Raw genomic sequence first — 15,026 nt, 5'->3', positions numbered from 1 at the left:
GAAAAAATCGATAACCGCGATGGCACTCGCTGCAGCCTTCGCTACTCCGCTTGCACAGGCAGCAACCCCTGCGCAAGTAACAGCAGAAAAATTGCAGGTCGCTGGTGATACTTTTTCTAACCCATTGTTTCGTAATGGTGCCGATCCCTGGATGCACTATTTCAATGGTAACTATTATCTGACCACCACCACTTGGACATCTGAGTTGGTGATGCGTAAATCTCCCACTATCGAAGGTTTGGCCGACGCACCAGCGCATAATATCTGGTCAGGTGCCGATAAATCTCGTTGCTGTAACTTCTGGGCCTTTGAGTTTCATCCACTGCAAACCGAGAAAGGGTTACGTTGGTATGTCATATACACCTCGGGCATTGAAGAGAATTTCGATGGACAACGCAACCATATCCTAGAGAGTGAAGGTTCAAATCCTATGGGTCCCTATATTTATAAAGGGACGCCTATGCCAGATCATTGGAATATCGACGGTAGCTATTTTGAGCATGAAGGTCAGCTCTATTTCCTTTGGTCTGAGTGGCATGGCGACGATCAGGTGAACCTGATCGCTAAAATGTCCAACCCTTGGACTGTGGTAGGAGAGCACAAGGTGATCACTAAGCCTGATTACGAATGGGAAAAATCGGGCCTGAATGTGAACGAAGGACCAGAGATCATAGTCCACAATGACAGAACCTTCCTGGTTCACTCTTCAAGCTTTTGTAACACAGAAGATTACAAGTTGGCGGTAGTAGAACTCACAGGCAAAGATCCTATGGATCCTGCCTCTTGGACCAAGTTCGATGAGCCATTCTTCAGCAAAGGTAACGGTGTGTTCGGCCCGGGTCACCACGGTTTCTTTAAGTCACCCGATGGCACTCAAGACTGGTTAATTTATCACGGTAACTCGTCACCAACCGATGGTTGTAGCGGTACCCGTGCAGCGCGTGCTCAGCCAATTAATTGGGATAAGAGTGGCCTGCCTGTGTTCGGTGAGCCAATGGCTGACAAGAAACAACTGCCTGTCCCCAGTGGTGAACAAGGCCCGCTAACGGCCAAGGTTGAAGGGGTTAAATACCGTATCGTTAACCATGACAGCAATCAGTGCATGGTGACTGACGCTAAAGGAAAGATTACGGTTGCAGATTGTGATGCCAAAGGCAGCAGCTGGGTAATCGATCCCACGAATGAAGGTCTTTACCGCTTAGCCAGTGCCCAATACGGTACTTTCCTGACTCAAGAGCTGTGTCAAGATGAAGCTGCCACAGGCTTAAGTGCAGGCCCATGGGTGTCGTCACGTTGTCAGCGTTGGTCTGTGGATGCGACTCAGGATGCTTGGTTCCGTTTTGCTAACGAAGTGTCAATCAAGAATATTCAAGCTAAGAGTTGCAGCAGCAAATCAGGTACTGAAGTGGTTGCTGGCGAGAATCGCCGCGGTGATTGCACAGACTGGCGTATCGAACCTGTCTCTGACTTTGCTATCGTTAACGCTCATAGCGGTCGTGTCGTGAGTGCCGAGAACTGCGCTGTAGATGCTAATGCTAACGTGGCGCAGCATGAATACACCGCCAGCGCCTGCCAGCAGTGGAAAGCATTGCCAACATCGGAAGGTTATTACCGTCTGCAATCATTGAACAGCGCAAAACAGTGTCTCGTCAGTGATAAGGGCAATTTGAAGCTTGGCAGCTGTGCGAGCGATGATGGCGAATGGCGCGCCGAGTATATGCCTAATGGTTCTCTACGTGTGGTTTCCCGTAAAGGCGGCTCTTCGATGAAGGTGTCAGGCGAGTCTTATGCCAATGGCGATAACATAGTCGAGGATGTGTGGAAGAGCACTATCTCTCAGCAGTTCTACTTCAGAGAGGTCAATAAGTAAATTTGTCAGACAAGCTAATGGAGCATATCTGCATTAGCTTGAATTAAACGCTTTTCGTGTTTGTTTGCCAACATAAGTTTAGGTCGCTTTATTGGCAAATTTTGTTGAGCAGCTTTTTCGCTCAACCTTTTATATGCAGTTGCCGCAGGATGCGGTAACTGCTTTTTTTTACCTAATTCACAATAGAAACGGAAAAAAAAGCGATGCTAGGCATCGCTTTGTCTGTATGTTGACTGAATTTATGTTGATTGAATTTAAGTTGACTGAATTTTAAGCCTAATTTAGGCGGATAACGAAACCATCGTTACCTTGCAGTGTTATCCGTGTTTTAGATGAAGGGATAATGTGCGTCTGCTTAAAACCCAGAAAGTCATCGCTGCTGATCATTTGCGCCTGCTGCTGGGGTAAAAAGCTTAAATCCAGGTTGAGTTCTTTGACCTGGTTTTCCCCATTGATCCCAGCAAGATACCAGGTATCGCCACGATGTCGTGCAAAAACCGCGAGTTTGCCCGGTGTGCCAGCCACATAGCGTGACTCATCCCACTGTGTTGGCAACTCTTGTAAGAAGGCTTTGACAAAATCGGGCACATTTTTCATGCCTTGCGGTGTTTCCACTATGTGTTGTACACCACTGATAAAGAGTACCGGCAGAGCCAACTGGAATGCATTAGTGGTTTTTCGCTCAATATTAGGAATGGCGTTAAAAGTGGTGGGCGTAAAATCCATGGGATCGAACAGGTTGCGGGTAAAGGGCAGCATGGTACTGTGGCTGGCTTCTTTATCGGCTGAGTCTTGGAAGAAGGTGATCATCTCAAACCCTTTGACCGCCTCAGAGGTGAGCAGATTAGGGTAAGTGCGCTGCAGACCCCGAGGCAGAGTAGTGCCATGGAAATTGACCAGCAATTGATGCTCGGCTGCATCCTTTAATATCTCATGATAATAGGCCATCATGGATTGGCCATCGCCGGCGAAAAAGTCAATTTTAACGCCTTTAACGCCCATCTTTTGGAGTTTGGAAAAGGCTTGTTGACGTGCTGTTTTCGTCAGTAACTTGCTCTTGGGGCTATACTCAGTGGTGTTCCAATCCCCAGACGAGTTATACCAAACAAAAACGCCAACTTGTTTGCTGCTGGCATATTCAACCAACTGAGCCAATTTTTCATCGCCAATATTTCTGTCCCAATTGACATCCACTAAGGCATATTGCCAGCGCATATCGGCAGCATGATCGATAAATTGTTTCTGCACCGGGTAAGTGATGGATTCATCCTTTAATAGTCCCCAGCTCCAAGTGGCTAAACCGGGTTTGATAAAGTCGGTGGCAAAGGCTTTAGTTGGTTCAGCCAGATCGGTTCCTAGGGTCGAATTGGCAACTTGTTCCAATGAACCTAGCGCCAACACCCGCCAAGGTGTATCGAGGGGTAATTTTCCCTTAGTCAATAATCCTTGATGGGTGAACACTTCAGGCGCCTGGGGTTCGCCAATCTGGTAATTGCCATCGGGTGATTGTGCTTCGAGTCGTGAGGCGTGGTGATAACCTTTTATGCCTGCTTCTGTGATGGCCAGCCAAACTTGCTGCTGCTCATCTGTTGTTGGTTTTGAAGTATTAAATAGTGCGGGGAACACCCAGCCAGCAGGAGAGGGAGAAGCGTTACCAACATCGATACCCATGAGGTAGTGTTCTTCATAGGAAGGGTTGGTGTTTGCCCATCCTGTTTGTGCTTCGGCAATAGGTTGTAACCAGGCTTTGCTGTGGCTAGGTAGCTGGAAGCTAGTATGCTCCGCTTTGATGGTTTTTGGTTCGTTCTCGGTTTTTTGATCATTTAAGGCTGTGTAGTGGAAAGCCACACCATCATCTGAAACGCGAAAGGTAATATCCAGTTTTTGCGCTTTGTCATTTACTAAGTGAAATTGGCGCTCATTGGCTTGATAGTTAACCTGGGTTTGCTTGCCGGTAAACAGCTGGTAGTCTTCTGAAATTTTAGTGACGTTAGATGCACTTAGCTGGCTGAAATTTTGATAGAAAGTGCGGTCAGATAAACTGAGTCCCAGTGTAGAATGCGCTAAAACTATGCTGTTGTTTTTATCGATTCGATAGCTAAGTTTGTTGTCGTTTAAGCTAACAGTGACAGCGATTTGCTGATCAGGGCTGTGAACTTGATAATCGATGGCATAAGCGGCATTGCAAGATAAACAGAGTAAAGTCATGCTCATTGGCATTATCGGCTTCATATTGGTTCCTTATGGCCTGAAAATTGTCTGCAGATGCTAGAAAAAATAAAAGCTAATCAGATGATTAGCTTTTATTAGAGTGACTTCTATCTAATTGCTTAGAAAGCGTAGCGTGTACCTAATGCGAAGGTACGGCTGATGATGGTTGAACCACTGTTGTACAGATTAAAGTCTGTATAGGCGCTGTGGTACTCTTCACCCGTTAAGTTAGTCGCATCGAAGGTCAATACCCAATCAGGTGTCACGTTCCAGCTAAATTGGAAGTCCATGTTGGCTTCTGAATCGCTGTATGTACCCGTTGGCATAGAACAACAGAAGTTGTAGCCGGTTAAGAACTCATCACGGTATACATAAGAAAGACGCGCTGAGTAGTCCTCTTTCTCATAGGCCAGTACGACACTGTATGAGTTTTCGGAGACACCGATTAATGGATTAGTTTCATAGCCAACTAAAGGACCCGCGCTACCATCTGGCAATTCTGAGTAGATTGGATCTTTGGTATCACCATCGATATAGGTGTAGCTGGTTTGTAGACCAATACCTTGCAACCACTCTGGTAAATCATCAGGGAACCAAGTAAAGCCAAGCTCTAAACCTTGAAGCGTACCTTTACCAGCATTAAGTGGCTGAGTCAGTACATATTTAGCATTGTAATCAGGGTTTGGATTGTTAGTGATTTCGATATTGCGGTTTGCTGAGTAAACAAAGCCGTCGACATCACGTCTAAATAACACACCATATAGGCTGCTACTTTCTGCAAAGTACCACTCTAAAGACAAGTCGAAGTTTTGTGATTCAACCGGTTTTAGATTTGGGTTACCACTGGACGCATAACCAAAGTCTTGGTTTGTACCTGGGTTAGGTGGCGTCAGGCTCATGGTTGGGTTCAAATCGCCAAAGTTTGGCAGACTGATGGTTTTACCATAAGCGAATCGCAGCAGAAGATCGTCAGTCAGATAGTAACGAGCCATAAAGCTAGGTAGCACATTGGTATCTTCTGTGGTTTGCTCAACGCGACTAGCTGCTAGTTCGTTAAACGATAGATCTGTCTTGCTGTTCACCACACGTACACCAATTTGGCCATCTAAGGTTAAACCAAACAGCTCAGTGGCATAGTTGGTTTGCAGATAAGCAGCTATGGTTTGCTCTGTGATGTCAAATGTGCGTTCATCTAAGTAATCGCCACCATTAAGATCTAAGCCATAAAGTCCACGTAGGTATTTGATGTTATTGATCATCCAGTTGCCGTCAGTGGATAACCAGTTGTTAGGCACATAGGCGTTGTTATCGTAGAAACCGGACTCTGTCGTGTAGGCTAGACCATCGATATCGGCTAGCACACAAGCAGCGCCATTATTTGAGCAGGCACCACTTGATTGATCTTTTGATTGAGATTTCGCTGTACGTTTGTTGTAACGTACCCCAAAATCCACAGTCTCAAACATGCCAGCGTATAAAGCGTAGTCACCGTCCAAGGTCCAAGTGATCGCATCGCCTGTATCTTTACCGCTGTTGTCGAACATAGTGCCCATGGTATAGGCATTAACATCAGTCAGACTGCCTTCATCGTAAGGGGTGCTAGGATCGTCAAGATAGGAGAAAGCAGGGTTGCCTGAGCCATTGTGGTTGAAATCTACCGCCAATCTGTCACGGGACGATGTGGTTTGTATTGCAACAAATGAACGCTCATAAGTACTGGTTTGATAGACCACTTCAGAATTAAGGATTAAGTCGTCACCAATTTCCCACTTACCACCTAAGGCGTAGACGAAGCTGTCTGTCTTGCCTGTGCCGCCATCACCACTGGTGAATAGGGCTGCATCATTGATGTAAGTCTTCTTGATAACATTGGTGCCTTCATAAAACTCTGGTGCTCTGAAATGGTTGTTACCATTTACAAAGCTAAATAGCAGCGAGTTGAAGTTTTGGTCACGGTAGCCATTGTAGAAGGCTTCAAACAGATACTCAGAATTATCAGTCGGTGCCCACTGAAGTGATAGGTTCATCGCAGGACGTTCGCGCTCACCGGTAAAGTCGGTAAAGCCCATCGCATCGCGTAGCATCACATATTCAGTATCGACACCATTTACATTAATTGTCGAACCAGGCTTGGTAGAGAGTTCTTCACCTGGGGTCACAGCTGAAGCAGGGATACGGGTGAAATCATCTGCGCGATAAGGATCAGATGAGCCTATCCAGATGTTTTGGTCGCGGTAATTACTTTTCGCATAGGAAGCGTTGAATAGGGCACCGAAGTCACCTAAACCGGTTTCCCAGCGATTACTGGCTAGAATACTGACGTTAGGATCGACCTTGTCGCTGGAATCCATGTAGATACCACGGGCAGCAACAACCACTTTATCGCCTTGGAAATTGAAAGGGCGGTTGGTTTTAATGTCGATTTGACCGGCAATACCACCCTCAATGAGGTTGGCTGAACGTGTCTTATAAACATCGACACTGTTAAGCAGAGAAGCAGGAATGTCTGCTAGTGCTACAGAACGACCGATAGAGGTAAAGATTTGTCTACCATTAACAGTCGTAGAAACATCTCCAAGACCACGAATGGTAACACCGCTCACTTCACCGCCGCCGCGGCCAGTGGTTTGAACGCCAGAAACACGCTGTAGTGCTTCGACTACGTTATTATCTGGGAATTTGCCGATATCCTCAGCAATGATGGAATCCACGATCTGCACATTTTCTTTTTTTAATGAAATTGCTTGTGTAAGACTGCCACGGATCCCGCTAACTTGTATTACTTCAATGTCGTCAGTTTTTTCTTCTTCAGCGTAAGCTTGGTGTGCAATCAAAAATGATGATGCAACCGCCATGCTGATTATCGTACGTTTAAACATGAATTAAAGCCCCCAAAGTGCAATTACTTCATTGTGGTTTATAGAACATCCCGGTAAAAATTTTGTTGCTATAATTTTAATGATGCTATTGTATGACTAATAAGCTGTCAACAAAATACTTGCTCATGTATCGAGAAATGAGGTCTAGGTAGCTTATTTAAATAACACTTTGCTGTTTTGTTAAATACTATTGTATGATGATTTTAACTGACGCTGTTCACCTGTTACATAATTTAACCATTGTGTGAGTCAGTTTGAGACATTTACACCAAACAAAAATGCTGATGTCTATTTTAATTGGGGAAAAACATTCTAATGAAAATTAATAAGTTAATGTTAGCGATGGCGAGTGCAGGTGTGTTATCACTTGCTGGCTGCGGTGGAGATGGTGAGTCGGGAGGACTGCCATCAGATTTCATTCCTGAAATTGCACAATCTCCAGATCCTACTATTCAGGCAGATGTTATCGATTTTAACGATCTGGCCGTTCACGACCCTTCAGTGATCAAATCCGGTGATACCTACTATGTATTTGGTTCGCACCTTGCTGCGGCTAAATCCACTGACTTGATGAACTGGAGCTACCTGACTCGCTCCGAGGATGATGGCAATGGTGGCACAATTGAACGTGTTGCAAATGATGCAACCGATCTAAACCCACTATTTGATACCATGTCGACTCAGATGGCCGAAGGCTTCCAGTGGACTGGGCCATACTTTAAAGGCTCTTGGGCTTCTGATGTTGTTCAGCTAAAAGATGACAAATATTATTTCTATTACAACTGGTGTAATAATGCGGATAATGATCAAGAGCCAGTTTGTCATCATCGTTCATTTATTGGGGTAGCGGTCGCCGATAATGTCGAAGGACCTTACACAGATAAAGGTGTCTTCCTGCGTTCTGGCATGACAGATGCTGAAATTGCTGCTGGCATGGGCCCTGAAGGGGTGACCAGTTATGACCCTGCTACCATGCCTAACGCTATCGATCCAGATGTGTTTTATGATAAAGACGGCCAGTTATGGATGACCTATGGTTCATACTCTGGCGGCATATTTATTCTTAAGATGGATGATGCCACAGCCATGCCTGTTCCAGGACAAGGTTATGGTACCCGTCTAACCGGTGGCAACTTCCACGCCAACGAAGGTTCATACATTCTCTATAGTCCAGATAGCGATTATTATTACCTGTTTACCTCTATCGGCGGTTTCGATGCTAATGGCGGTTATAACATCCGTGTTTCTCGCTCTGTGAATCCAGATGGCCCATATTATGATGCCGCTGGTAATGATATGAGCACAGTTTATGACTCGCCAGAAGGCTATGGTAATAAGCTGATGGGCGGCTTTGATTTTGTTGCTAAAACAGGTGATGATGCCGGCAGTTATGGTTACTTATCTCCTGGTCACAACTCGGCTTATTACGATAAAGAAACTGGCAAGTATTTCTTAATCACCCATACACGCTTCCCAGATCGCGGCCCAGAGCATGCTGTACGCGTTCACGAGATGTTTGTTAACGCCGATGGTTGGTTAGTGGCATCACCCCAGCGTTATACTCCAATCGATGGTGAAAACATTGTCGATGGTGTTGATTTAGCAGGTGATTACCGTTTCATTAACTTAGGTCATGATACCAATACCGAGGCCAAGCAGTCGGTATACCTCACCTTGACTGAAAACCGTACGGTTAAAGGTCAGGTGACAGGGACTTACCGCATCTATGAGAACGAGCCTAACCGCATCACCCTTAAACTTAATGACATGGGCACGTTTGAAGGCGTTCTTGCCTGGCAATGGGATAATAGGCTGCAAAAGTTGGTACCCACCTTTACTGCGCTCTCCAATGAAGGGGTGTCAGTATGGGGCTCGCAGCTGACCAAGCAGACACCTCAGGAAGTGGCAGACAAGATTGCCTCTGTGATTGTTATTCCTGCCGAGGTAAAAGAGGACAGTATCTCACTGCCTAGTGATGCAACTCGCGGCGCAACCATAGTGTGGACATCGAGCAATCCGGATCTTATCCGTACCGACGGTACTGTTGTGCGTCCAAATGCGGGCGAAGGCGATCAGCTAGTGACCCTAACCGCGACCATCACCATCAATGGCGTGACTGTGGTGAAAACCTATGAAGTGACGGTATTGGCAAGACAGCCTTATAACCGCATTGCAACTTACAGCTTCGATGACAATCTGTCTGACTCACTGGGTTTATTCGCCGATGGTGAGTACACAGGCGATCGTATCTTTACCCCAAGCACAGATAGCGTTACTTACGCTATGGGTATGGAAGGTAACGCCTTAGCACTCGATGGTGCTCATGGTGTGAAACTGCCTAACGGCTTGATCTCAAACTATGAATATACAGTGTCGTTCTGGGCTAACCCCACTGTCATTACTGGTTTCACTACAGCCTTCTTTGGCGGCGTTGAAGTAGGTGATGATCTGGGTAATGTCTTTGCCAATAATTGGATTAGTCTTGTGCCTCAGAGCTGGGATGTGAATACCATGCTTTGGAGCCGCAGTGAAGCCGATGATGGTACTGTGTTCTGGTTTGATGGTAGTGCCGGTGAACGTATTGCTGAAAATGCCTGGTCACATGTCGCCTTCTCAGTTAAGAAAGGTGTCGCCAGTGTTTATATCGATGGCGTTGAGAAATTCAGCTCAGGTAACCTGCGCGATATCTTCAGTGGTCAAGATGGCGTATTTTCCTTAGGTGTAAACTACTGGGATCTACCATTTAATGGTCTAATCGACGAGCTTAAAGTCTATGAGGCTGGACTCAGTGCAGAAGAGGTGAAGGCGCTGGATATCGATAAGTTATCCGACACTGACCTTCTGGCTTCGGCAACTAACCTGTTAGATCTTGGCGATTTAACCGCGGTTCGTGAAGATCTAGATTTACCCGTTACAGGCCCTTATGCGTCGGCCATTACTTGGACCTCATCTGATGTGACTGTAATTGATGAGAAGGGCGGCGTAACACAGCCTGGTCGTGATGACACAGATAAACAGGTGACCCTAACAGCAAGCTTGAAACTGGGCACAGAGACCAGCACTAAGGTATTTACTGCGACAGTTAAATCCCTTGCGCCGCCAACACCAGTTGCCGTGTTTAGCTTCGAAGATAACCTAACTGATACCACAGCCAACTTTGGTGCCGGTACAGTAGTAGGTAACTTCATCGGTGTTCCTGGGGGTAACTTGAGCTATGAAGCGGGTGCTGTTGGTCAAGCGGCTGTGCTTGATGGTGCATCAGGTATTGAGTTGCCAAGCAACTTAATTAAAGATCACACTTACTCAGTGGCCATGTGGCTCAACCCCACTCAACTAAGTGCTTACACTACTGCTCTGTTTGGTTATGCAACTGACGCTAAGTGGACAAGTGTACTACCAGGTGGTTTTGACGGTGTGCATTCAATCTTGTGGTCGGGTACCGCTTGGTATGATGGTGTAACTGACTATGCGCTACCTGTAGGTGAATGGTCTCACTTTGCCTACACTGTGAATGGTGGTGAAGTGAAGGTGTTTATCAACGGTGAGCTTAAGTTCTCTGGTTTTGGTTTCCCTGATGTATTCAGTGGCGCAACCACTAACTTCGCGATTGGTGTGAACTTCTGGGATACACCTTATGCCGGTGCTATCGATGAGCTTAAGTTCTATGATGAAGTGATCACAGCGCAAGATGTGATGGATCTCGTTAACGAAACCAATTAAGTTTGAATTTGCACGGTTAAGTCGTGCATCTGAAAAAAAGCTAGCGCAAGTCGCTAGCTTTTTTATTGCCTGTTTTTTAGATCCACAATCTGGTTAACGCTAAAATTGAGTAAATTGGTTTTATTCTGCCAGCTTGTTATATTATGCTGCGTTTTCAATTAGCTAACTAATTTACGCAATTTAATTACCACAATCGAATCAAATTCACAAATTCAGGTTAATTATGGGCTCAGTATCAGTCGGCAAACTCATTCATACGCTTAATGTCAGCAACAGCTTAGGTGAGGGGGTGATCTGGGACTGTGAAAGTCAGTGTATCTGGTGGACGGATATTCAGGCATCCATGCTTTTTCAGTTCTCTGTCGAGTCTAACTCACTTAATCAATATGCGATGCCGATGCGGGTCGGTTGTTTTGCATTGATTGAAAATGATCCCAGATTGATTGTCGCATTTGAAAAAGGAATCGCGCTGTACCATCTTCAAAGTCAAGCATTGCAGTGGTTAGCCACGCCTGAAATAGATAAGTCTCATCATAGATTCAATGATGGCAGGGTGGACAGACAAGGCCGATTTTGGGCTGGGACTATGGTTGAGAGTCCGGTTGAAAATAGGGGTGAGGATCCGCAAGGTATAAATTCAGTTGAGCTAGGTGCACTCTACTGCATAGATCATCAGCTTAGTTGCCATAAGATATTGAGCGGTATTGAGATCGCCAATAGCCTTTGCTGGAGTCCAGAGGGTGATTATGTTTACCATGCTGACTCGGTGAAACAGCAGATCCAGCGTTTTGAGTTTAATCAAACGCCACTTTCATTTAAACGTCCAGAAACACTGGCATATACCGCTAATGGTGCTTTACCCGATGGTGCGGATGTTGACAGTGATGGCTATATCTGGAGCGCCCATTGGAACGGCGGCAAAGTAGTTCGATACGACCCTGAGGGTCACATCGATTTAGAACTCTTACTGCCAGTTAGCAATCCCACCAGCGTGACTATAGGGGGCAAAGATCTTAATTGGCTTATCATCACAAGCGCAAAAGAGGGATTAAGTGAGCAGCAGTTGGCCGATCAGCCTATGGCGGGCTCGCTGTTTATTTATGAGCTTCATGGAGTAAAAGGCTTGGGCAGTAACCGCTTCCTCTTGGGTGAAGCGGTTCGGTAAATGTCAGGCACAAAAAAACCAGCTTTCGCTGGCCTTGTTCTTTACAGCACTTTCTTTAAAGCAGTCTGCTAAAAGTGTTGCTGAAAAGCGTGGTACAACCGAGTGGATTCGAACCACCGACCCCCACCATGTCAAGGTGGTGCTCTAACCAACTGAGCTACGGTTGTATTGTCATTGCAAGATAAAAACAGTCAATAAATGGTACAACCGAGTGGATTCGAACCACCGACCCCCACCATGTCAAGGTGGTGCTCTAACCAACTGAGCTACGGTTGTATTGTTTTATCGTTCGTTAACGCTTGTTATCGAACGAGCGCTATATTAAGTGGGTTGGGTCTATTGTTGCAAGTAAAAATTCGCAAAATGCTGTTTAAGCGGTGATTTGCTGTGCAACTGGCGTGTTTGGCCACCTCTTCCAAGGTTAATAGCCTATATATCTGTGGTCTTAGCCCTGCATGACCTATAGGATAAGACCCTTGATGAGTGTTAGACACTCTTAAAAGCAAGCTCAATAACCACTAACAACTAACCAATAACAATAACTAAAATAGGTTAAATCAATTTTCTATGGGTCTTTTGAAAACCAGCAGGAAACTTCATAAATGGTTGATGGCCTTTATTGGCCTTCAATTTATTATCTGGTCGATCAGCGGTGCTTACATGGTGTTTTTGAATATCGATTACATCCATGGTGATACATTAGTGAATAATGTTCAGGATAAAATCGATCCACAACAGATACACTATCCTCTGCAATCCTTATTCAAGCAGTACCCCCAAGCGACAAACGTCATTCTTGACCGTTATCTGGATAAAACGGTTTATCGTTTTTCCTTAGATAAGCAAAAAATGGCTATAGATGCCAATAGTGGCCAGCCTATTGAGCCTTTAGATCGGACACAGGCTGAAAAGGCCGCGCGCTTTTATTATTCAGGCGTAGGAGAAATCAAAACTAGTGAGCTTATCCTTGAAAACCCGCCCTTTGAGTTGAGTGCTAGAGTCTTACCTGCCTGGCGAGTCAATTTCGCCGAACTGGGGGCTCCTGCGATTTATATCTCAGCCGAAACTGGGCAATTGGTTGGCAAGCGCCATGATTTCTGGCGGCTATTTGACTGGATGTTTCGCTTTCATGTGATGGACTATGACGACGGCGAAGATCTCGATAATAACTTATTGCTCTGGTTTTCCGCGTTAGGGATTTTATCCTCAGTGCTGGGCATGGTGCTTGTCTATTTTCGTGTGTTTCGTCAAAAGGACTCCGAATCAAGAGCTTCCGAAACAGAGCAATTAGGTGCAGTTGGAGTGGCGCGATGAGCATAGTCAGAAAAACCCATAAATGGGCATCAATTTTCGTTGGGCTTCAGTTTCTTATCTGGCTTGGCACAGGGCTTTATTTCAATTTGATGGATCACACCAAGGCCGCAGGCCATAGCTATAGAGCCCATTTACACCCATCGCTCGATTGGAGCAGCCTCCAACTTCAAGAACCCTCTGCAGTGCTAAAAGATAGTGCTCCCAGTACCAGGCTTAAATTAATCGAATTGGCACAAAAGCCCTACTATCTGCTTAATCATGAGCGCGGATTATACGCCCATTTTGTCAATAGCTACTCCTTGGTGGACGCAGTGACAGGGAAAGCGGTAAGCATAGATACTGATTTTGCCCGCACTTTGGCACGTGATTCCTATAATGGGCCCGGTGAGATTATCTCTGTTAACTTAATGGAGCCGCCGATCGCCGATTTTCTTAAACAAAAGAATGCAGCATGGCAGGTGAACTTTAATGATGAGGTTAACACGAGTGTTTATGTCGAGGCAGACTCTGGGCGCATAGTGGGGCACAGCGATGATGACAAACGCCTCGCAGACTTTTTCCTTAAATTGCATTTTATGGATTACGCCAATCAAGGGAGTTTCAATAATCTCTTTATGATGCTGTTTGCCTTTGTGGCGCTTTTTCTCAGTGGCACAGGCCTGTATTGGACTGTCGATTTGCTCAAGCGTGGGCAATATAAAATCCCTCTGTTTGCCGGTAAAAACAGGGTCAACTTGTTCGATAGCAACCAGAAAAATTTAGGTGAGAGAGCTTTTTCCAGCCATAAAAATTTATTGGATGGACTGGTCGATCACAACATCATCTTACCTTCTACCTGTGGTGGGGGGGGAACCTGTGGTCGATGCCGTATTAGGTTGGACCAAAGTGTGAGTGCGACCACTGCCGACCGTGAGCATTTCAGTGCCAGCGAACTCGCGCAGGGCTATTGTCTGGCTTGCCAGCATTTCAGTGATAATGTTGAAAAGATAACCTTGCTGGAGACGACAGCAGCCAAAAAATATCAATTAGCCTTAGTCAGTAGCACCTTTATAAGTCCATTTATTAAGGAGCTGCGTTTCAAGGCACTGACAAAAGAACCCATTGAGTATAAAGCAGGCGCCTTTATGCGATTTATGATCCCTAAGGGGAGTGGTCATTCTGTGCCAACGTCAGTTCCAGGTGAACTGCAAGCACATTGGCAAGAGATTGTCCGTAAGGATTATGAACATGGAGCCTGCAGCCGAAGTTACTCTCTGGCCAGTATTGATGCACTGACTCAGGAACTGGTGTTTGTGATTAAATTGCAAAGTGCTAAGGAGCCTAGTCAGCTGCCGGGTATAGGCTCGAACTACCTAGGAAATCTCAGCGTTGGCGATCGCGTTGAAGTATTAGGACCCTTTGAAGAGTTTTATGCTAAGCATAACAGTGATAAAAGCATGGTATTAGTCGGGGCAGGTTCGGGTATGGCGCCGCTCAAAGCCTTGATAGAAGAACAGCTGACTCGTTATCGGGATCATCAGGCAGGAAATCCGCCACGTCAGCTGCATTTTTTCTATGGTGCTCGCAGCGAACATGATTTGATTTATCTCGACTATTTTTATCAGTTAGCGAAACTGTATCCGCAGTTTCATTATTACCCGATTTTATCTCGGCCTGACGATGCCTGGTTAGGCGCGACTGGCTATGCTCAGGATGTGGTGGCACTCAATTGGCAACAGCTGCTGGAAAATGGCCCACCTGAGTTTTACCTCTGCGGGCCTAAAGGGCTCATGGCTGACACCATAGGTTTATTAGGAGATAAAGGGGTTCCACAAAGTCATATCGCTTTCGATGACTTCTCCTGATCTTTCTGCTCATTAACCCTGTT

At 45.7% G+C, this 15,026-nt stretch carries 7 protein-coding genes and 2 tRNA genes; 5 read left to right on the top strand and 4 right to left on the bottom strand.

Annotated features, from left to right (window positions below):
• The first annotated feature begins 19 nt into the window (after positions 1-19).
• Positions 20-1,870: a family 43 glycosylhydrolase gene (locus LZP69_RS04780; protein ID WP_234199050.1), complete on the top strand. Its 1,851-nt coding sequence runs from the start codon at positions 20-22 to the stop codon at positions 1,868-1,870.
• A 276-nt stretch (positions 1,871-2,146) separates the two neighbouring features.
• Here LZP69_RS04780 and LZP69_RS04775 read toward each other — a convergent pair whose 3' ends face one another.
• Positions 2,147-4,102, bottom strand: coding sequence for a glycoside hydrolase family 97 protein (locus LZP69_RS04775; RefSeq protein ID WP_234199049.1), 1,956 nt, complete (start codon positions 4,100-4,102; stop codon positions 2,147-2,149).
• A gap of 98 nt (positions 4,103-4,200) precedes the next feature.
• Positions 4,201-6,936: a TonB-dependent receptor gene (locus tag LZP69_RS04770; protein WP_234199262.1), complete on the bottom strand. Its 2,736-nt coding sequence runs from the start codon at positions 6,934-6,936 to the stop codon at positions 4,201-4,203.
• A gap of 339 nt (positions 6,937-7,275) precedes the next feature.
• On the opposite strand from LZP69_RS04770, the gene LZP69_RS04765 reads away from it, so the two are divergent.
• Positions 7,276-10,680 (top strand): LamG-like jellyroll fold domain-containing protein, encoded by a 3,405-nt coding sequence (locus tag LZP69_RS04765; RefSeq protein ID WP_234199048.1) that lies wholly within the window; start codon positions 7,276-7,278, stop codon positions 10,678-10,680.
• Between the two features lie 223 nt (positions 10,681-10,903).
• Positions 10,904-11,845, top strand: coding sequence for an SMP-30/gluconolactonase/LRE family protein (locus LZP69_RS04760; RefSeq protein WP_234199047.1), 942 nt, complete (start codon positions 10,904-10,906; stop codon positions 11,843-11,845).
• Between the two features lie 90 nt (positions 11,846-11,935).
• Here LZP69_RS04760 and LZP69_RS04755 read toward each other — a convergent pair.
• Positions 11,936-12,012: transfer RNA gene (locus LZP69_RS04755), tRNA-Val, on the bottom strand.
• A 32-nt stretch (positions 12,013-12,044) separates the two neighbouring features.
• Positions 12,045-12,121, bottom strand: a tRNA-Val gene (locus LZP69_RS04750).
• Between the two features lie 291 nt (positions 12,122-12,412).
• On the opposite strand from LZP69_RS04750, the gene LZP69_RS04745 reads away from it, so the two are divergent.
• Positions 12,413-13,159, top strand: coding sequence for a PepSY domain-containing protein (locus LZP69_RS04745; RefSeq protein ID WP_234199046.1), 747 nt, complete (start codon positions 12,413-12,415; stop codon positions 13,157-13,159).
• Entirely contained in the window at positions 13,156-15,003 is a 1,848-nt protein-coding gene (locus LZP69_RS04740; RefSeq protein WP_234199045.1) for a PepSY domain-containing protein, read from the top strand. Before LZP69_RS04745 ends, LZP69_RS04740 begins: the two co-directional genes overlap by 4 nt.
• Positions 15,004-15,026 lie beyond the last annotated feature (23 nt).

The sequence above is a fragment of the Shewanella sp. AS1 genome (assembly GCF_021412565.1).
Lineage (GTDB): Bacteria > Pseudomonadota > Gammaproteobacteria > Enterobacterales > Shewanellaceae > Shewanella.
This window is presented reverse-complemented; position numbering and strand designations above follow the sequence as displayed.